Origin of the sequence: Pseudonocardia lutea (assembly GCF_042658055.1) — a bacterium.
Lineage (GTDB): Bacteria > Actinomycetota > Actinomycetes > Mycobacteriales > Pseudonocardiaceae > Pseudonocardia > Pseudonocardia lutea.
In genome coordinates, this window is sequence record NZ_JBHSQK010000044.1 from 1 (window position 1) to 18,651 (window position 18,651).

Sequence of the window (18,651 nt, forward strand, 5' to 3'; positions counted from 1 at the left end):
CCCGTCGCCGCCCGGCCCGTGCCGGTGGCCCACCGGCAGAGCGCCGCGGCGCAGCCCCGCCGGGGCGAGGCGCGGCGCGAGCGGGCGCGGGCGATCGCCGAGCGCCTGAGCCCCGACACCCGTGCGGCCGTCCGCCGTGCCTGTGCGGCCGGCGTGCTCGACGGGAACCTCTGCCGTCTGGGCTGACCCGTGCCGCCGAGGCGGCGGGATCGGGCTGCCGGCGCGGGTCGGCGGCCGGTCAGAACGGGAGGAGGGCCCTTGCACGCTCGTGTCCGATTCCCGCGAGAACCGGGTTCCGCGGGGTGGCAGAGTCGTTCCCGTGCTGGACACCGAACGCTGCTACCGGGCCGTCGCCGCGCGCGACTCGCGGTTCGACGGCGTCTTCATCACGGCGGTGCGCACCACCGGCATCTACTGCCGGCCCTCGTGCCCCGCGACCACACCCAAGCGCCGCAACGTCGAGTTCTTCCCGACCGCGGCGGCCGCGCAGCAGCAGGGCTACCGCGCCTGCCGGCGCTGCCTGCCCGACGCCGTCCCCGGGTCTCCGGACTGGAACAGCCGGTCCGACCTGGCCGCCCGGGCCATGCGGCTCATCGCCGACGGCGTCGTCGAGCGCGCCGGGGTCGCCGGCCTGGCCGCCGCGCTGGGCTACTCGGAACGCCACCTGACCCGGATCGTCACGGCCGAGCTGGGCGCGGGGCCCCTCGCCCTGGCCCGGGCGCACCGCGCCCACACGGCCCGCCTGCTGATCGAGACGACGCCGCTGTCCATGGCGGACATCGCGTTCGCCGCCGGGTTCGCCAGCGTCCGCCAGTTCAACGACACCGTTCGGGAGGTGTACGCGGTCACGCCCAGCGTGCTGCGCCGGGAGTCCGCCGGACGCGGGCCCGCCCCGGTCGCGGGCACGTTGAGCCTGCGGCTGCCGCACCGCGAGCCGTTCGACGCCGCCGGGCTCCTCGCCCACTTCGCCGGCCGCGCGCTGGCCGGGGCCGAGTCCGTCGAGGACGGGGTCTACCGGCGGACGCTCCGGCTGCCGCACGGCCCGGCCGCGGTCGCGCTGCGGCTCGGCGACCGGACCCCGGGCCACGTGCGGGCCGAGCTGCGGCTCACCGAGCCGCGCGACCTGGGCCCGGCGGTGGCGCGGCTGCGCCGGCTGCTGGACCTCGACGCCGATCCCGTCGCCGTCGACGAGCTGCTCGGCCGGGATCCGGCGCTCGCGCCGGCCGTGGCGGCGACGCCCGGGATCCGGCTGCCCGGTGCCGCCGACGGCCTCGAGATCGCCGTCAAGGCCCTGCTCGGCCAGCAGGTATCGGTCTCCGCGGCCCGCACCACCGGCGCCCGGCTCGTCGCCGCGCTGGGTGACCCGCTGCCCGCGGAGCTGGCCGGCGACGGCCCGGACCGGCTCTTCCCGTCCGCCGACCGGCTGGCGGAGCACGTCGCCGGGACCGTCGGCGGCCCGGCGCGCCGGGCGGCCGCCCTCGCAGGGCTGGCGACCGCCGTGGCGGACGGCACGCTCGTCCTCGACGCCGGACGCGACCCGGCCACCCTGCGCGCGGAGCTGCAGGCACTGCCGGGCGTGGGCCCCTGGACCGCCGGCTACGTCGCGATGCGACTGCTCGGCGACCCCGACGAACCCCTGGTGTCCGATCTCGCCGTCCGCCGCGGGGCCGCGGCGCTGGGCCTGCCGTCCGATGTGGACGGCCTGACCCGGCACGCGGCCCGCTGGCGGCCGTGGAGGTCGTACGCCGCCACCCACCTCTGGCGCGCCGCCGCCACCCCGATCGACGGGAGGACCCCATGAGCACCCACACGACCCTCGACACCCCCGACGGCCCCTTCACCCTGGTCGTCGCGGACGACGGCGCCGTCCTCGCCTCGGGCTGGACCGCCGACCTCGGCGACCTCCTCCCCCTCGTGCACAGTGCACTCCGGCCGTCCACCGTGGAGTCCGGCGACGGCGGGGCGGCCGCGGACGCGGTGCGCGCCTACTACGCCGGTGCGCTGTCCGCGGTGGACGGTGTGCCGGTCCGACAACGCTCCGGCGCGTTCCTGGAGCACGCCTGGCAGGTGCTCCGCCAGGTCCCGGCGGGCGGCCCGGTGACGTACACCGAGTTCGCCGCGAAGGCCGGACGGCCCGCGGCCGTGCGCGCCGCTGCCTCCGCCTGTGCCCGCAACGCCGCCGCGCTCTTCGTGCCCTGCCACCGCGTGCTGCGCACGGACGGCACGCTCGGCGGCTTCCGCTGGGGCCTGCCGGTGAAGCGGTCCCTGCTCGACCGCGAGACCCGCTGATCCTCTGATGGTGGCGCTCACGACGCGGCGGTTCCACCGGGGCTGCGCGCCGGTCCCCGGAATTGTCGGGGGTCGGGTGCACCCTGCTGATCGTGGATCTGGAGAACGCGTTGCCGCTCCTGCTCGCCGGGCTCCTGCTGGGCCTGGCGGTCGGGGGCGGCCTGGCGTGGCTGCTGGCCGGGGCGCGGCACCGGGTGGCGGCGGCCGAGGCCGCGCGTGCCACCGCCACCGCCGCCGCGGGCGTGCGGGCCGAGGCCGCGGCGTTCAAGGCCGAGCGGACCGGGCTGCTGGAGCGCATCGAGGAGCTGCACGAGGAGGTGCGCACCGCCACCGAGCGGTTGCGCCGCGCGGAGTCGGAGGTGTCCGCCACCCGGGCCGCGCTGGCCGGCGAGCGCGAGGCGGCGCTGGAGCGCGAGCGGCTGCTCACGGCGCGGGACGCGGAGCTGCGCGAGACCTTCCAGGCGCTGTCGGCGGAGGCGTTGTCGCGCAACAACGAGCAGTTCGTCCGCCTCGCCGAGGGGCGTATCCGCGAGGCCGCCGCCGCGCTGCACGCCAAGGCCGAGCAGGACGAGTCGGCGCGCGCCACGGCGATCGGCAAGCTGCTCGACCCGATGGCGGCGGCGCTGCAGCGGGTGGAGGGCCAGCTGCGCACCGTCGAGCGGGAGCGCGAGGCGGCGTACGCGGGCCTGGTCGAGCAGGTCAAGGCCATGGCGCAGAACTCGGAGAAGCTGCGCGGCGAGACCCGTCAGCTGGTCACCGCGCTGCGCGCGCCGCAGGTCCGCGGGCGCTGGGGCGAGCTGCAGCTGGAGCGGATCGTGCAGCTCGCGGGCATGGTCGAGCACTGCGACTTCTCCACCCAGGTCACCGGCGAGGGGGCGGCCGAGGGCCAGGGCGGGGTGCGCCCGGACATGGTCGTGCACCTCGCGGGCGGCAAGCAGATCGTGGTCGACGCCAAGGTGCCGTTCGCGGCGTACCTGGAGGCCGTCGAGACGGAGGACCCGGCCGTGCACCGCGAGAAGCTGCAGTCCCACGCCCGGCAGTTGCGCGCGCACGTGGACCAGCTGTCAGCCAAGGCCTACTGGGCCGCGTTCGAGCCGACGCCGGAGTTCGTGGTGCTGTTCGTGCCGGGCGACCCGTTCCTGGAGGCCGCGCTGCGGTCCGATCCCGCCCTGCTGGAGCACGCCTTCGCGCGCAACGTCGTGATCGCCACCCCCACCACGCTGATCGCGCTGCTGCGCACCGTCGCCTACGGCTGGCGGCAGGAGGCGTTGGCGCGCAACGCCGCGCAGGTGCACCAGCTGGGACGGGAGCTGCACGGCCGGCTCGCCACGATGGGCACGCACGTCGCCAGGCTGGGCCGCAGCCTCGACGGGGCGGTCGAGAGCTACAACCGCACCGTCTCCTCACTCGAGGCCCGGGTGCTGGTCACCGCGCGGCGGCTCACCGAGCTCAAGGTGTCCGAGGGCGACCTGGAGGCGCCGAGCCCGGTCGAGCGGGTGCCGCGGGCGGTGTCCGCGCCGGAGCTGGTCGCCTCCGCCGGGGAGTCGTTGATCGCGCTGCACGAGCTGGTGCCCGAGCCCGGGGCGCGGGAGGCGCACCGGGAGGTGCCCCGGGACGGCGAGGCCGCCGGCCGCCGGCCGACGCGCGACGCGGGGCCGGACGGGCCACGGGCTACCGTGAACGGGTGACGTCGCGCGACCCCTCCCCGCGGTCCTCCGGCGGCTGGCCGGTCACCGAACGGTCGGCGCTCGCCACCGTGCTGGGCATCCCGCCGCTCGCGGCCGTCGCCCTCGCGGTGGTGCTGACCGCGCTGGGCGTGTTCGTCGACGTGCTGCGGATCGGCACCCTCGGGGTGATCTTTGGGATCACCTACGTGGTGGGCTGCGTGCTCGCCGTGGGGTGGGTGCGCCGGCGCAACCTCTTCGGCCCGATGGTGCAACCGCCGCTGCTGGTCGTCGTGCTGGTGCCGGCGATCGTGCTGCTGGTCGGCGACACCGGGCCCGGCCTCACCGAGACCGTGCTCATGGTCGGCGCGCCGCTGGTCAACGGCTTCCCGATCATGGCGGTCGCCACGGGGCTCACGCTGCTGATCGGCCTGCTGCGGCTGATCGTGCAGCGCACCGGCCCGCACGACGCCGTGAGCCGGCTGGGCCGACTCGGGGTGCGCGGCCGGGACCGCGACCTCCCCGAGCCGGCGGTGGACGAGCCGCCGGTCAGCGCCCGGCGCGGCTCGGGCGCAGCTCGCGGGGCAGGGCGAAGGTCAGGGTCTCCTCGGCGGTCGTGACCTCCTCGACCGACCCCCACCCGCGCTCGGCCAGGTGCTCGAGCACGCCGCGGACCAGCACCTCGGGCACGGACGCGCCGCTCGTCACGCCGACGGTGGTCACGCCCTCGAGCCACGACTCGTCGATCTCGCGGGCGTAGTCGATCAGATGTGCGGCGCCGGCCCCGGCCTGCAGCGCCACCTCGACCAGCCGCACGGAGTTCGAGGAGTTCGGCGACCCGACGACCAGCACGAGGTCGCAGTGCGGGGCCATCGCCTTGACCGCGACCTGACGGTTCTGGGTGGCGTAGCAGATGTCGTCGCTCGGCGGGTTCTGCAGCGTCGGGAAGCGGTCGCGCAGGGCGCGGACCGTGTCCATGGTCTCGTCGACCGACAGCGTGGTCTGGGAGAGCCACACGACCTTCTCCGGGTCGCGCACGGTGACCTTGTCCGCGTCGGCGGCGCTCTCCACCAGCTGGATGTGGGTCGGGGCCTCACCGGAGGTGCCCTCGACCTCCTCGTGCCCCGCGTGCCCGACCAGCAGGATGTCGTAGTCCTCGCGGGCGTACCGCTTGGCCTCCTGGTGCACCTTCGTGACCAGGGGGCAGGTGGCGTCGATCGTCCTCAGCGAGCGCGCCGTGGCCTCACTGCGCACCTCGGGGGACACGCCGTGCGCGGAGAAGACGACGATCGCGCCCTCCGGCACCTCGCTCGTCTCGTCGACGAAGATCGCGCCGCGCTCGCTCAGCGTCTCCACGACGTGCTTGTTGTGCACGATCTGCTTGCGCACGTAGACGGGCGCCCCGTGCTGCTCGAGCGCCTGCTCGACCGCCTCCACCGCGCGGTCCACCCCCGCGCAGTACCCGCGGGGCTTCGCGACGAGGACGCGCTTGCCGTCCGATCCGGCGGTACCACTCATGGGGCCCAGGGTACGGGCGCCCGATCCCCGCCGCCGTCGGATGTGGGTGAGCTGACCCCGCCCCGTGCTGCGGGCGGCGCCGATCACGGGGGACAATGCGGTCATGAGCCCGCTACCGATGCCGGTGCGGATCGCCGCCGGCCTGGCCGCCACCGCCGTCGAGCAGGTCCGCGAGCTGCCGCGCCTGGTCGTCGAGTTCCCCGTGACCGCGGTCAGCCAGGCCCTGCAGGCGTCCATGCGCGTGCAGCAGAAGGTCACCGAGCTCGCGATCAAGGGTGACAAGGCCCTCGGCGCGTTCGGCCAGGCCCCCGAGACCCCGTCCTGGGCCACCTTCGACGACGAGGTGGACGAGCCCGCGCCCAACGGCCGTGCCGCCGCGTCCCCGATCAGCCCCAGCACCGACCTCGTGCCCGCGCCCGGCGCGGACGTCGAGCCCGCGGCCGGGGCCGCGCCGGTCGTCGAGGGCACGGTCGAGGACGCTCCCGACCGTCGGCTCGAGGACACCGTCGAGGGCGACCACCTGGCCCAGCCCGGCGACCGGGCCGCCGGCGCCGCGATCGAGGACATCGCCGAGCAGACCCTCGGCGCCGAGGCCGACACCCCGCCCGCCGTGCTGCCCGAGTACCCCGGCATGAACCTGCACCAGCTGCGCGGCAAGCTCCGCAAGCTCGACCTGGCCGGGCTGCAGGCGCTGCTGATCTGGGAGACCTCGCACGAGAACCGGCCGCCGTTCGTCACGATGCTGTCCAACCGGATCGCCACGGTCCAGGAGGGATGAGCGCCGGCCCCTCCACCGAGGAGTCGCCCTGGCCGGTCCGCACGGTCACCCGCAAGATCGCCGAGTGGATCGACCGGCTGGGCGCGGTCTGGGTCGAGGGCCAGCTCGCGCAGGTCACCGCGCGGGTCGGCACCGGGACCGCGTTCCTGACCCTGCGCGATCCCGTGGCGAACGTGTCCCTGCAGCTCACGGCGCCGATGGCGCTGGTCGCCGAGCAGCGCGAGGTGGTCGCCGAGGGCAACCGGGTGATCGTGCGCGGCAAGCCCTCGTTCTTCCCGGGCCGCGGCACGCTGAGCCTGCGCGTGGACCGGATCCGCGCCGTCGGGCTCGGTGAGCTGCTGGCCCGCATCGAGCGGCTGCGCCGGCTACTGGCCGCGGAGGGGCTGTTCGACCCGGCCCGGAAACGCCGGCTGCCGTTCCTGCCGCAGCGGATCGGCCTGATCACCGGCCGGGCGTCGGCGGCGGAGCACGACGTCGTCTCCAATGCGCAGGCCCGCTGGCCCGCGGTGGAGTTCCGGATCGAGAACACCGCCACCCAGGGCGGGCTCGCGGTCGCGCAGATCGTCGAGGCGCTCGAGATCCTGGACCGGGACCCGGCGGTGGACGTCATCGTGCTCGCCCGCGGCGGCGGCAGCGTCGAGGACCTGCTGCCCTTCTCGGACGAGACGCTGTGCCGCGCCGTCGCCGCCTGCCGCACCCCGGTCGTGTCGGCGATCGGCCACGAGCCGGACACCCCGCTCGTCGACCACGTCGCCGACCTGCGCTGCTCCACCCCCACCGAGGCCGGCCGCCGGCTCGTGCCGGACCTCGCCGAGGAGATCGCCCGGATCACCGGGCTGCGCGACCGCGGGCGACGGGCCCTGCAGGGCTGGGTCGACCGCGAGCAGCGCATGCTCGACGCGCTGCGGGCCCGGCCCGTGCTCGCCGACCCCCTGCGGGACGTGACCCGCCGGCACGAGGAGCTGGAGCGGCTGCGGGTCGCCACCCGCGCGGCGGTCGACCGGCGGATCGACCGGGACCGCACGGAGATCGCCCACCTCCGCGCCCGGCTGACCGCCCTGGGCCCGGCGGCGACGCTCGCCCGCGGCTACGCGATCGTGCAGCGGATGACCGGCGACGGGATCCTGCCGGTGCTGCGGTCGACCGCCGAGGTCGCGCCCGGTGACCGGCTGCGGATCAGGGTCGGCGACGGGACGGTCGCGGCGGCCGTGGAGGATGGCCGCGATGAGTGAACGCCCCCCGGTCGGGACCCTCGGCTACGAGCAGGCCCGCGACGAGCTGGTCGAGGTCGTGCGCGCCCTGGAGGCGGGCGGGCTGGGTCTCGACGAGACCGTCGCGCTCTGGGAGCGCGGCGAGGCGCTGGCCCGGCGGTGCGAGGAGTGCCTGACCGGGGCGCGGGAGCGGGTCGAGAAGGCCCTCGCCGATGCCGAGGCCGAGGACTGACCGAGCCGCTCGGCCGCGCGCCGCGAGGATCTGCTCCCGCAGGATGTCGCCGTGCCCGCAGTGCCGAGGGAGCGCCGGGCCTCCTCCCGCTGCGGCAAGGAGCTCAGTTCTGCTCGGCGCCCGCGGGAAGGACCTGGCCGGCCACCGTCGCCCGGGCGAGGGCCGCGAACTCGGCGTCCGTACCGCTGCCGGTGACCAGCCAGCGGACCTGCGGGTCGTCCGGGGCGGGCGCGACGCGGAAGGGCTCGCCGCCCTCGGCCTGGTAGGTCACCCAGCGCAGGCCGCCGGCGTCGGTCACCCCGGTCCCGGCCAGGGGCCCGCCGGCCTCGGTGGCCACGAGGGCCTCCTCGGCGCCGTCGCTCTGCACGAGCCTCAGGTACCTGCCGTCCGGCGTCAGGTAGCCGACCCGGACGGCGGTGCCGCCGCCCTCCACCGGGCTGCGGTCGGTGGAGTTGCTCCGCCATCCCTGCGGAACGGCGGGGATGCGCAGCGGGAACTCGGAGACCCGCGCGAACTCCGCGAGCCGGGCCGGCACGTCGACCGTCGGCGCGGCGCCGGGGTCGATCGTCGGGCCGCCGGGTGCGAAGGAGCAGGAGCGCACCCCACCACCGACCAGGACGATCACGAGCAGCACCGCGAGGGCCGTCAGCATGTCCCGCACGCGCAGCGAGCCGCGTGGCGGCTTGGCCGGTGGCCCCGGTGAGGAACCCTGCGACGGGCCCTGCGGGGCGGGGGACGGGTCGGCGCTCACCCGTCCATCGTCCCCCACCGCGCCCGGCGGTGTGCATGGCGTCCGTCGCTCTGCACCCCGTAGGGCCGCCTGTTCTGCGAGGATCGGACCCGGATCCCCCGCCGCCGCCGAGCCCGCCGCGCGACGGGGCCGGGGGTCGGCCGCGCAGCCGACCTCCCGATGCGACCGGTGTACCCCGAGCCAAGGAGGCCCGATGACTGGACCCAAGCCCGAGCGACGCCGCGAGGCCCCGGACCGCAACCTGGCCATGGAGCTGGTGCGCGTGACGGAGGCCGCCGCGATGGCGGCGGGGCGCTGGGTCGGCCGCGGCGACAAGAACGGCGGCGACGGGGCGGCGGTCGACGCGATGCGCCAGCTGATCGGGACCGTGTCGATGCGCGGGATCGTCGTGATCGGCGAGGGCGAGAAGGACGAGGCGCCCATGCTCTACAACGGCGAGCAGGTGGGCAACGGCGAGGGCCCGTGGTGCGACGTCGCCGTGGACCCCATCGACGGCACCACCCTGATGGCCAAGGGCATGCCCAACGCCCTGGCGGTGCTCGCCGTCGCGGAGCGGGACGCGATGTTCGACCCGTCGGCCGTGTTCTACATGGAGAAGCTCGCGGTCGGGCCGGACGCCGCGGGGCACATCGACATCACCAAATCGGTCGGTGACAACATCCGCGCGGTGGCCAAGGCCAAGGAGATCGACGTCCGGGACGTCACGGTCACCATCCTCGACCGGCCGCGCCACGAGCAGCTCGTCAAGGACGTGCGCGCCACCGGCGCGCGGATCCGGTTCATCTCCGACGGCGACGTGGCCGGCGCGATCGCCGCCGCCCGCCCCTCCACCGGCGTCGACATGCTGGTGGGCATCGGGGGCACCCCTGAGGGGATCATCGCCGCCGCCGCGCTCAAGTGCATGGGCGGGGAGATCCAGGGCCGGCTCTGGCCCAAGGACGACGAGGAGCGCGCCAAGGCGATCGCCGCCGGGCACGACCTCGACCGCGTGCTCACCACGAACGAGCTCGTCACCGGCGAGAACGTGTTCTTTTGCGCCACCGGCGTCACCGACGGCGACCTGCTGCGCGGTGTGCACTACCGCGCCGGCGGCTGCACCACCCAGTCCATCGTCATGCGGTCGAAGTCCGGCACCGTCCGGCTGATCGACGGCTACCACCGGCTCACGAAGCTGCGCGAGTACGCGTCGATCGACTTCGACAGCCCGAGCCACGAGGACGTCGAGGCCCCGCCGCTGCCCTGACCGGGCGCCGCGGCGGACTCCGCAGGCAGCAGGTTCGCGGGGCGTGGCCCGTGGGAGCCGCACCCGGGGGCGGCGGGTGGGCCGCGGGGTGCCCGGTGCGGGACCGTGCCCTGCCCCGCACCGGGTCGGACACCCGCCGGGTGCCACCCCTGGGCCACCGCCCCTCCGGCGGCTCGCTCACATGGTGCTCCCCGAGCCCGGACGGCGGCATCGACAACTTTGCGTATCCGCCCGTTCGGCCGAACGGGGCACGCTGATCGCCTTCCGTGAAGCGCCCGTCGGTCGCCGGGCTCAGGCCACCAGCCCGAGCCTTTGTGCGGCCAGCACAGCCGTGAGCCGGTCGGCCACCCCGAGCTTCGAGTAACAGCGCTCGAGATGCTTGTGCACGGTGCGCTCGGCGATGTCGAGCCGCCGCGCGATCGCGCCGGCCGTCAGCCCCTCGGCGAGCAGCCCCAGCACCGCGCGCTCCCGCGGGGTGAGCCGGATGGCGCTGGCGACGTCCCGCCCCGCCGCCGAGCTGTTCCGCAGCGCCGCGGCGTAGGCGCGGGCCTGGCGGTCGAGGCCGTTCAGCACCCGCCAGACGCGGTGCGCGAGCGTCATCTCCCCCGGCCCGTACACCTCGGGCTTGCCGACCACCAACGTGCGCGGCGCCGGCCCGGGCCCGATCGGGAAGGCCAGCTGCTGGCCCACCCCGCAGTCGCGGAGCAGCGCCGCGCCCTCCCCGTAGGCCCGCAGGTCGACGAGCGTGCTCGGCACCTCGGCGACCTGCATGACCCGCACGTCGCCCGTGGCGCGGTAGTACTGCGCGATCGGATGGGTGTGCGCGTTGTCGGGACCCCACCGGTCGAGGTCCGCCCGGTGCCCCTCGAGCGACGCCTCCACCGGGAGCACTCTCCCGTCGATCGTCCCGTCCGCACGGAAGTCGTTGACCGCGACCGCGCCGCCGCCGAACGTCTCCCGCAGCATCAGCGTCACGCGGTCCAGCGGCAGCTCCGTCAGCGGCTCCCGCATCAGCTCCGCGGTGAACTCCAACCAGTCCCCGTCGTCCCGGCCCGACATGGCGTACCGACCCCCTCCGTCGACACCGCCTGCGTAGTGGTTCCGATACGGAGAGCTGATCGTTACCGCTGCACATACCCGCTTCGGCGATTCCGCCCGCCCGGCCCACGGGCCTCCGCCGGGCGCGCGGCGACGATCCCACGGAGGATGTAATCCCGGTCATCGGACCGAGCGGTAAGGGCACCCTCAGGCGGAGGATGAGGCCATGAGCGACGACGCGGCCGGCGGCACCGGCGAGTTCCGCATCGAGCACGACACCATGGGCGAGGTCCGGGTCCCGGCCTCCGCCCTCTACCGTGCGCAGACCCAGCGTGCCGTCGAGAACTTCCCGATCTCGGGGCGCGGCCTCGAACGCGCCCAGATCCGTGCCCTCGGCCTGGTCAAGGGGGCCGCGGCACGGGTCAACGGGCGGATCGGGGTGCTCGACGAGAAGCTGGCCGGCGCGATCGCGGACGCCGCGGACGAGGTGGCCGCGGGCGAGCACGACGCCCACTTCCCGGTCGACGTCTTCCAGACCGGCTCGGGCACCTCGTCGAACATGAACGCCAACGAGGTGATCGCGACCCTGGCCACCCGGGCGTCCGGGCAGGACGTGCACCCGAACGACCACGTCAACGCCTCGCAGTCGTCGAACGACGTCTTCCCGACCACGATCCACCTGGCCGCCACCGAGGCCCTGGCCACGGACGTCGTGCCGGCCCTGGAGCACCTCGCCGCGACCCTGCGCAGCCGCGCGGAGGACTGGGCCGAGGTGGTCAAGGCCGGCCGCACCCACCTCATGGACGCCGTGCCGATCACGCTCGGCCAGGAGGCCGGCGGCTGGGCCACCCAGGCCGGGTACGGCGCCGCGCGGGTGCGCGACGTCCTGCCCCGGCTCGGCCAGCTGCCGATCGGCGGCACCGCGGTCGGCACCGGGCTGAACGCGCCGGAGGGCTTCGGCGCCGCCGTCGTCGAGGAGCTGAAGGCCGCGACCGGGCTCGACGCGCTGTCCGAGGCGCCCGACCACATCGAGGCCCAGGGCTCGCGCGACGGGCTGGTGGAGGCCTCGGGCGCGCTGCGCACCGTGGCCGTCTCGCTCTACAAGATCGCCAACGACCTGCGGTGGCTCTCCTCGGGCCCGCGCACCGGGCTCGCCGAGGTGCACCTGCCCGACCTGCAGCCCGGCTCGTCGATCATGCCCGGCAAGGTCAACCCGGTGATCTGCGAGGCCACGATGATGGTCGCGGCGCAGGTCATCGGCAACGACGCGACCGTCGCCTTCTCCGGCAGCCAGGGCAACCTCGAGCTCAACGTGATGATGCCGGTGATGGCGCGCAACGTGCTGGAGTCGGCGCGGCTGCTGGCGAACGCCGCGCGGCTGCTCGCCGACAAGGTGGTCGCCGGCGCCGAGGCCGACCTCGACCGCACCCGCGAGTACGCCGAGTCCTCCCCCTCGATCGTCACGCCGCTGAACAAGTACATCGGCTACGAGGAGGCGGCGTCGGTCGCCAAGCAGTCGCTCAAGGAGCGGCGCACCATCCGCGAGGTCGTGCTGGAGCGCGGCCACGTGGAGAGCGGGAAGCTCACCGAGGAGCAGCTGGACGACGCCCTCGACGTGCTGCGGATGGCGCGGGGCGGCCGCTAGCCGGCACACGCTCCGCCCCGGGCGCTACACCAGGTGCAGCGCCTGGGCGCGCAGGACCGCGGAGAGCCGGTCGGTCACGCCGAGCTTCACGTAGCAGCGTTCGAGGTGCTTCTGGACCGTGCGCGGGGAGATCGCCAGGCGCCGCGCGATCGTGCCCGCCGTGAGGCCCTGTGCGAGCAGCCCGAGCACGGCCTGCTCGCGCGGGGTCAGCGGGATCTCCGACGTCCCGAGCCCCTTGCCGGCGCTGACCGTCGCCAGCGCGGTGACCTGGCGTTCGAGGCCGGTGAGCAGCCGCCACAGCCGCTCGACGAGGGCCTCCTCGGCCGGCGACCACGGCTCGGGCCGCCCGAGCACGAACGAGCGCGCGAAGCGCGGCGTCGCGCGCAGCGGCAGCGAGAGCTGGTTCGGGGCGGAGCAGGACTCGGCCAGGTCCCGGCCGCCGTCGGCGATCCAGCGGTCGTCGAACTCGGTCGGCACGGCCAGGGTCTGCCGCGGCACCCACAGCCCGGTCGCGAGGTGGAAGCGCAGCAGCGGGTGCTCCAGGTGCGCCCGGTACGCACTCCACTCCGCGAGCTCGCCGAAGTGCTCGCCGAGCCCGCCGTCGAGCCAGACGTGCCGCGCCGGCTCGCCGGGCGCGACCTCGCTGTAGGTCACGCCGGCCGTCTCGAAGGTGCGGGCGAGCGCCTCGGCCAGCCGGTTCACCGGCATCTCGACCAGCGGCTCGGCCATCAGCGCCGCGACGAGCTCCATCCACTCGCGCTCCGCCCGCGTGCCCATCGCTCCTCCCGTCCCGCCCCGGGGAAGAGCGCACGACCCCGCCCCGTGATGCACCGGACCCGGGGCACTGCTCGGCCGCGCACGCGCCGGGGTTACCCGGTCACGGCGCGTCGGCGGGCGCCGTCGGCCGTCACACCTCGGTAACGGCCCTCCCCGCGAGGCGTCCGGCGGTATAGGTAACTCCTGCGCCCCTTCGGATCGGTCTCCCCGGCCGGACGACGGAGCGCCACCCGTCCGACGGCTGCCGGCCACCCTCCGGCCGCCCACGCGGGTGAGGCTTCGCCGCGGCGGCGCGCGCCGCCGGGACGGTTCGGTGAGGAGAGCGATGAGCGTGCGGAAGAGGTGGGGCCGGGCCGGTGCCCTGGCGGCAGGCCTGGCCGCGGTGGCCCTGGCGGCCACGGCGTGTGTCAGCTCGGGCGGCGGCGGGGGCGGCGGTTCCTCCGAGTCCGGCGGCTGGGCCACGGCCACCTCCGCCCAGGCGGGCGGCGGGATGGACGCGCTCGTGCAGGCGGCCAAGCAGGAGGGCCAGCTCAACGTCATCGCGCTGCCGCCGGACTGGGCGAACTACGGCGCGATCATCAAGGCGTTCGGCGACAGGTACGGGATCACCGTGAACTCGGCGAACCCGGAGGGCTCCAGCCAGGACGAGATCAACGCCGTCAACCAGCTCGGCACCCAGGACCGCGCGCCCGACGTGCTGGACCTCGGCCAGGCCTTCGCCACCGGCAACACCCCGCTCTTCGCCCCGTACCAGGTCGCGACGTGGAACGACATCCCCGCCGCCAACAAGGACGCGAACGGCGCCTGGGTGAACGACTACGGCGGCTACATCTCGATCGGCTGCAACGCCAAGCTGGTCGCGAACTGCCCGACCACCATCGCCGACCTCGCCAAGCCCGAGTACAAGGGCCAGGTCGCGATCAACGGCGACCCGACGCAGGCGGCGGCCGGGTTCGCCTCCGTGTGGGCCGGTGCGCTGGCCAACGGCGGCTCGCTCGACGACATCACCCCCGGCGTGACCTTCTTCGGACAGCTGGCCAAGAGCGGCAACCTGCTGAAGGTCGACCCGAACGCGGCGACGATCGAGAGCGGGCAGACCCCGATCGTGCTCGACTGGGACTACACCAACGTCGCGCAGGCCGAGAAGGTGAAGGCGAGCTTCGAGTGGAAGGTGAACGTCCCGTCCGACGGGCTGTTCGCCGAGTACTACTCGCAGGCGGTCAACAAGAACGCGCCGCACCCGGCCGCGGCCCGGCTCTGGCAGGAGTTCCTCTACTCCGACGAGGGTCAGAACCTGTGGCTGGCCGGCAAGGCCCGCCCGGTCCGGCTGCCGCAGATGCAGCAGGCCGGCACGGCCACCCCGGAGCTGGTCGCCGCGCTGCCGCCGGTCCAGGGCACCGCGCAGTACCCGACCCAGGCGCAGACCGACAAGGCCAAGCAGGTGGTCGCCCAGCAGTGGGCCACCGCCACGGCCTGATCCCGGTCGTCGCACGGTGACCTCGCTGCTCGACACGCCCGCCGCCGCTCCGGACGCGCCCGCCGCGCGCCCGGAGCGGCGGTGGCGCGCCGCGCTGGGGCTGCTGCCCTTCGCGCTCTACTTCCTGGTCTTCCTGGGCGGCCCGCTGTACTTCGTGATCAGCGGCGCGTTCACGGACGCCGACGGCCGCCCGACCCTGGGCAATCTCGTCGCCTCGCTGACCTCGCCGCAGTACCTCGCGGCGTTCCGGCAGAGCCTGCTGCTGTCCGTGGTCACGGCGGTGATCGGGGCCGTGTTCGGCACCTTCCTCGCCCAGGCCGTCCTGACCGCCCGGCCCCGCTCGCCGTTGCGCCGGACCGTCTCGACGGCCTCCGGCGTGCTCGCCTACTTCGGCGGGGTGCCGCTGGCCTTCGCGTTCATCGCCGCGCTGGGCCAGACCGGCCTCGCGACGGCCTGGCTGCGCTCGGCGGGGCTCGACCTGTACGCCTCGGGCTTCCGGATCGACTCGCTGACCGGCCTCGCCCTGACCTACGTCTACTTCCAGATCCCGCTCATGGTCATCCTGATCACGCCGGCGCTGGAGGGGCTGCTGCCGCAGTGGCGGGAAGCGGCGGAGAACCTCGGCGCCTCGGCCTGGTCCTACTGGCGGCTGGTCGCGCTGCCGGTGCTGGCACCCGGCTTCGCCGGCGCCACACTGGTCCTGTTCGGCAACGCCTTCGCCGCCTACGCCACCGCCCTCGCCCTGACCAGCGGCTCGATCCCGCTGGTGCCGACGGCGATCGCGTCCGCGCTGTCCGGCAACGTGCTCGTCGGGCAGGCCAACGTCGGGCTCGCGCTCGGCCTCGACATGGTGGTGGTGATCGGGATCGTGATGGTCGCCTACCTGTGGCTGCAGCGGCGCGCCGCGCGCCGGAGCCGGCGATGAGGCGGGGGCGCCGCTGGCGGGTCGTCGTGCTCGCCCTGGCCGCCCTCTACTTCCTGGTCCCGCTGATCGCGTCGGCGGAGTTCAGCCTGCGGTCCCCCGGCGGTGGCTACGGCGTGGCCAACTACACCCGGATCGCCGAGGACCCGGTCCTGCTCTCGGCACTGCTCACCTCCCTGCGGATCGCCCTGCTGACCGCGGTGGTCGTGCTGCTCCTGGTGGTCCCGACGGCGGTGTGGGTGCGGCTGCGCTTCCCCTCGCTGGCCGCCGTGCTGGAGAGCGCGACGATCCTGCCGATCGTCATCCCGCCGGTGGTGATGGCCGCGGGCATCGCCTTCGTGCAGGCCAACCTGGGCGGGCCGGTGTTCCGGGCGCTGTTCGACTCCTCGACCAGCGCGCTCACGCCCTTCTACGTGATCCTGGCGCTGCCCTTCGCCTACCGCGCCGTGGACAACGGGCTGGCCGCGATCCCGCTGCGGACCCTCGTGGAGGCCGCCCGCAACCTCGGCGCCGGCATGACGACGGCGCTGGTCCGGGTCGTCCTGCCCGCGATCCGCAGCGCGGTGCTCGGCGCCGCCTTCCTCACCCTCGCCCTGGTGCTGGGCGAGATCGTGATCGCGCGGATCCTGCTCTACACCGACACCTTCCCGATCGCCGTCGTGGAGGTCGGCCGCAGCGCCGCGGGCGTGTCGGTGGCCCTGTCCCTGGCCAGCCTGCTGCTCACCTGGGTGCTGCTGCTGGCCGTGTCGTTCGTCGGGACCCGCCGGAGGCGGAGCTCGTGAAGCCGACCACGAACACCGAGGCGGAGCTCGTGAAGCCGACCACGAACACCGAGGCGGAGCTCGTGAAGCCGACCACGAACACCGAGGCGGAGCTCGTGAAGCCGACCACGAACACCGAGGCGGAGCTCGTGAAGCCGACCACGAACACCGAGGCGGAGCTCGTGAAGCCGACCACGAACACCGAGGCGGAGCTCGTGAAGCCGACCACGAACACCGAGGCGGAGCTCGTGAAGCCGACCACGAACACCGAGGCGGAGCTCGTGAAGCCGACCACGAACACCGAGGCGGAGCTCGTGAAGCCGACCACGAACACCGAGGCGGAGCTCGTGAAGCCGACCACGAACACCGAGGCGGAGCTCGTGAAGCCGACCACGAACACCGAGGCGGAGCTCGTGAAGCCGACCACGAACACCGAGGCGGAGCTCGTGAAGCCGACCACGAACACCGAGGCGGAGCTCGTGAAGCCGACCATCCGCGCGGAGGAGAACACCGTGACCGCTGTGCAGAAGTCCCCCACGGACACGGCGACGGACGCCGCGGTCGAGTTCCGGGGGGTCAGCCGGGTGTTCGGCGAGACCCGCGCGCTCGACGGGCTCGACCTGGCGCTGCGCCGCGGCGAGCTGCTCGCGCTGCTCGGCCCGTCCGGCTGCGGCAAGACGACGGCGCTGCGGCTGCTCGCCGGGTTCGACCGGCCGACGAGCGGGGAGATCCGGATCGACGGCGCCGACGTCACCGGCGTGCCGGCCAGCAGGCGCGACACCGGGATGGTGTTCCAGGCCTACAGCCTGTTCCCGACGATGACGGCGGCGGAGAACGTCGCGTTCGGGCTGCGGATGCGCAAGGTCGGCGGGGCCGAGCGCGCCCGGCGGGCGGCCGAGCTGCTGGAGCTCGTCGGGCTCGGCGACCGCGGCGGCTCCTACCCGCACCAGCTCTCCGGCGGCCAGCAGCAGCGGGTCGCGCTCGCCCGGGCCCTGGCCGTCCGGCCGTCCGTGCTGCTGCTCGACGAACCGCTGTCGGCGCTCGACGCGCGGGTGCGGGTGCAGCTGCGGGACGAGATCCGCCGGCTGCAGCTCGCCGAGGGGATCACCACCCTGTTCGTGACGCACGACCAGTCCGAGGCGCTGGCCGTCGCGGACCGGGTGGCGGTGCTCAACGCAGGGCGGATGGAGCAGGTCGACGTGCCGCAGGAGGTCTACGCGCGGCCGGCGACCCCGTTCGTCGCCGAGTTCGTGGGCGTGATGAACACGGTGCCGGTCTCCGGGGACCGGATCACCCCCGGCGCGGCCGCGACCACGCAGGTCCGCCCCGAGGCCCTGCTCGTCGGCGCCCCCGACGGCCTGCCCGGCACCGTCCTGACCAGCACCTTCCTCGGCCCGGTGACCCGGCTGGTGATCCGCACCGAGGTCGGCGAGCTGACCGCCGACGCCGTCACCCGCCCGGGCCTGCCCGGCATCGGCGACGACACCACGGTCCAGATCAGCGGCTGACGCCCGTGCGCGGTGAGTGGTGCTCCGGCACCACTCATCGCGCACAGTCGCCGGAGGCGCGGAGGAACCGGCCGGCCCACTCCCGCACCCGGTCGACGAGCTCGGGGGGCGAGCGGACCTCGAACTCCGCGCCGGAGCCGCCCAGGGCGAGCAGGGGCCAGTCGAGGTCGTCGGTCGCCATCCGGAGCAGGCAGCGTTCCGGACCGAGCGGTTCGATCGTCGCCCAGCGGCCGAGGTGGCCCAGGCGCTCGACGGGCGCCTCGACCACGGCCTCCACGGTCCAGGTGCCGGGGCGGTTGCGGATCCCGGACTGGACGAAGTCGGCGGCGTCGGCGGTGGGCAGCTCCCGGGGCCGGAAGCGGGCACCGGTGCGGCGCGGGTCGGCGAGCCGGTCCAGCCGGAAGCTGCGCCAGTCGTGCCGGTCCAGGTCGTAGGCGACCAGGTACCAGCGCCGGCCGAGCGGGACGAGCCGGTGCGGCTCGACGTGCCGGTCGCGGAGCGGGCGGTCCGGGCCGTCCGCACCGTTCGTCGGCCCGGGCCGGCGCGTGGTGTAGGTGAACTCGATCCGCTCCGAGTCCCGGCAGGCCTGCGCCACGACGATCAGCGCCTCGGGATCGAGCGCGTCGGTGCGGGCGGCGCCCCAGGTGCTCGGCACGGTGACCCCGCGCAGCGCGTCCACCCGGCGGCGCAGCCGGGGCGGCATGACCTGCACGACCTTCGTCAGCGCGCGCAGGGCCGGTTCCTCGATCCCGGCCACGGCGCCCTGCGTCGCCGCCTGCATGCCGACGGCCAGCGCGACCGCCTCCTCGTCGTCGACGACGAGCGGCGGCAGGGGGG

At 75.0% G+C, this 18,651-nt stretch carries 19 protein-coding genes; 14 read left to right on the forward strand and 5 right to left on the reverse strand.

Annotated elements, in window-relative coordinates; translation table 11 throughout:
• From ACFQH9_RS17520 to ACFQH9_RS17540, 5 genes are all read left to right on the forward strand, one after another.
• A partial coding sequence (locus ACFQH9_RS17520) for a hypothetical protein (protein WP_379567213.1) occupies window positions 1-186 on the forward strand: 186 nt, incomplete at its 5' end.
• Between the two features lie 133 nt (window positions 187-319).
• Window positions 320-1,801 carry an AlkA N-terminal domain-containing protein gene (locus ACFQH9_RS17525; RefSeq protein ID WP_379567214.1) on the forward strand — a complete coding sequence of 494 codons (1,482 nt, stop codon included), beginning with the start codon at window positions 320-322 and terminating at the stop codon, window positions 1,799-1,801.
• Complete coding sequence (locus tag ACFQH9_RS17530; protein WP_379567215.1) at window positions 1,798-2,289, forward strand: methylated-DNA--[protein]-cysteine S-methyltransferase; 492 nt, start codon at window positions 1,798-1,800, stop codon at window positions 2,287-2,289. Before ACFQH9_RS17525 ends, ACFQH9_RS17530 begins: the two co-directional genes overlap by 4 nt.
• A gap of 92 nt (window positions 2,290-2,381) precedes the next feature.
• Complete coding sequence (locus ACFQH9_RS17535) at window positions 2,382-3,977, forward strand: DNA recombination protein RmuC (RefSeq protein WP_379567216.1); 1,596 nt, start codon at window positions 2,382-2,384, stop codon at window positions 3,975-3,977.
• On the forward strand, window positions 3,974-4,573 hold the full coding sequence (locus ACFQH9_RS17540; RefSeq protein ID WP_379567217.1) for a DUF6542 domain-containing protein: 600 nt from the start codon (window positions 3,974-3,976) through the stop codon (window positions 4,571-4,573). Before ACFQH9_RS17535 ends, ACFQH9_RS17540 begins: the two co-directional genes overlap by 4 nt.
• Here ACFQH9_RS17540 and ACFQH9_RS17545 read toward each other — a convergent pair.
• Window positions 4,503-5,471, reverse strand: coding sequence for a 4-hydroxy-3-methylbut-2-enyl diphosphate reductase (locus ACFQH9_RS17545; RefSeq protein WP_379567218.1), 969 nt, complete (start codon window positions 5,469-5,471; stop codon window positions 4,503-4,505). The genes ACFQH9_RS17540 and ACFQH9_RS17545 overlap by 71 nt on opposite strands.
• A 103-nt stretch (window positions 5,472-5,574) precedes the next feature.
• Between ACFQH9_RS17545 and ACFQH9_RS17550 the strand changes: the two genes are divergently transcribed.
• The 3 genes from ACFQH9_RS17550 to ACFQH9_RS17560 are packed head-to-tail and all read left to right on the forward strand — an operon-like array spanning window position 5,575 to window position 7,692.
• On the forward strand, window positions 5,575-6,249 hold the full coding sequence (locus ACFQH9_RS17550) for a lipid droplet-associated protein (protein ID WP_379567219.1): 675 nt from the start codon (window positions 5,575-5,577) through the stop codon (window positions 6,247-6,249).
• Window positions 6,246-7,481 carry an exodeoxyribonuclease VII large subunit gene (gene xseA / locus ACFQH9_RS17555; RefSeq protein WP_379567220.1) on the forward strand — a complete coding sequence of 412 codons (1,236 nt, stop codon included), beginning with the start codon at window positions 6,246-6,248 and terminating at the stop codon, window positions 7,479-7,481. Before ACFQH9_RS17550 ends, xseA begins: the two co-directional genes overlap by 4 nt.
• Window positions 7,474-7,692 (forward strand): exodeoxyribonuclease VII small subunit, encoded by a 219-nt coding sequence (locus tag ACFQH9_RS17560; protein ID WP_379567221.1) that lies wholly within the window; start codon window positions 7,474-7,476, stop codon window positions 7,690-7,692. Before xseA ends, ACFQH9_RS17560 begins: the two co-directional genes overlap by 8 nt.
• Before the next feature lie 103 nt (window positions 7,693-7,795).
• On the opposite strand, the gene ACFQH9_RS17565 is transcribed toward ACFQH9_RS17560, so the two are convergent.
• Window positions 7,796-8,443, reverse strand: a complete 648-nt coding sequence (locus ACFQH9_RS17565) for a DUF4245 domain-containing protein (protein ID WP_379567222.1) — start codon at window positions 8,441-8,443, stop codon at window positions 7,796-7,798.
• A gap of 193 nt (window positions 8,444-8,636) precedes the next feature.
• Here ACFQH9_RS17565 and glpX point away from each other — a divergent pair, with 193 nt between their 5' ends.
• Window positions 8,637-9,686: a class II fructose-bisphosphatase gene (gene glpX / locus ACFQH9_RS17570; RefSeq protein ID WP_379567223.1), complete on the forward strand. Its 1,050-nt coding sequence runs from the start codon at window positions 8,637-8,639 to the stop codon at window positions 9,684-9,686.
• 291 nt (window positions 9,687-9,977) lie between these two features.
• Here the strand turns inward: glpX and ACFQH9_RS17575 are convergent, their stop codons facing one another.
• Entirely contained in the window at window positions 9,978-10,745 is a 768-nt protein-coding gene (locus tag ACFQH9_RS17575; protein ID WP_379567224.1) for a helix-turn-helix transcriptional regulator, read from the reverse strand.
• Window positions 10,746-10,950: 205 nt separating this feature from the next.
• On the opposite strand from ACFQH9_RS17575, the gene ACFQH9_RS17580 reads away from it, so the two are divergent.
• Window positions 10,951-12,369, forward strand: a complete 1,419-nt coding sequence (locus tag ACFQH9_RS17580) for a class II fumarate hydratase (RefSeq protein ID WP_379567225.1) — start codon at window positions 10,951-10,953, stop codon at window positions 12,367-12,369.
• Window positions 12,370-12,393: 24 nt separating this feature from the next.
• On the opposite strand, the gene ACFQH9_RS17585 is transcribed toward ACFQH9_RS17580, so the two are convergent.
• The gene (locus tag ACFQH9_RS17585; protein ID WP_379567226.1) at window positions 12,394-13,146 is read right to left on the reverse strand and encodes a helix-turn-helix transcriptional regulator; all 753 of its coding nucleotides are present in this window, start codon (window positions 13,144-13,146) and stop codon (window positions 12,394-12,396) included.
• A gap of 325 nt (window positions 13,147-13,471) precedes the next feature.
• Between ACFQH9_RS17585 and ACFQH9_RS17590 the strand changes: the two genes are divergently transcribed.
• Genes ACFQH9_RS17590 through ACFQH9_RS17605 form a run of 4 tightly spaced genes read left to right on the forward strand, consistent with a single transcriptional unit; the run spans window position 13,472 to window position 17,814 of the window.
• A complete protein-coding gene (locus tag ACFQH9_RS17590) occupies window positions 13,472-14,623 on the forward strand; it encodes an ABC transporter substrate-binding protein (RefSeq protein ID WP_379567227.1) in 1,152 nt (383 codons plus the stop codon).
• A gap of 16 nt (window positions 14,624-14,639) precedes the next feature.
• Entirely contained in the window at window positions 14,640-15,548 is a 909-nt protein-coding gene (locus ACFQH9_RS17595; protein WP_379567228.1) for an ABC transporter permease, read from the forward strand.
• Complete coding sequence (locus ACFQH9_RS17600; protein ID WP_379567229.1) at window positions 15,545-16,327, forward strand: ABC transporter permease; 783 nt, start codon at window positions 15,545-15,547, stop codon at window positions 16,325-16,327. The genes ACFQH9_RS17595 and ACFQH9_RS17600 overlap by 4 nt, the downstream gene beginning before the upstream one ends.
• Window positions 16,324-17,814, forward strand: a complete 1,491-nt coding sequence (locus ACFQH9_RS17605; RefSeq protein ID WP_379567230.1) for an ATP-binding cassette domain-containing protein — start codon at window positions 16,324-16,326, stop codon at window positions 17,812-17,814. The genes ACFQH9_RS17600 and ACFQH9_RS17605 overlap by 4 nt, the downstream gene beginning before the upstream one ends.
• 34 nt (window positions 17,815-17,848) lie before the next feature.
• Here ACFQH9_RS17605 and ACFQH9_RS17610 read toward each other — a convergent pair.
• Window positions 17,849-18,651, reverse strand: an 803-nt coding sequence (locus ACFQH9_RS17610) for a helix-turn-helix transcriptional regulator (RefSeq protein ID WP_379567231.1), incomplete at its 5' end; no start/stop codon positions are given.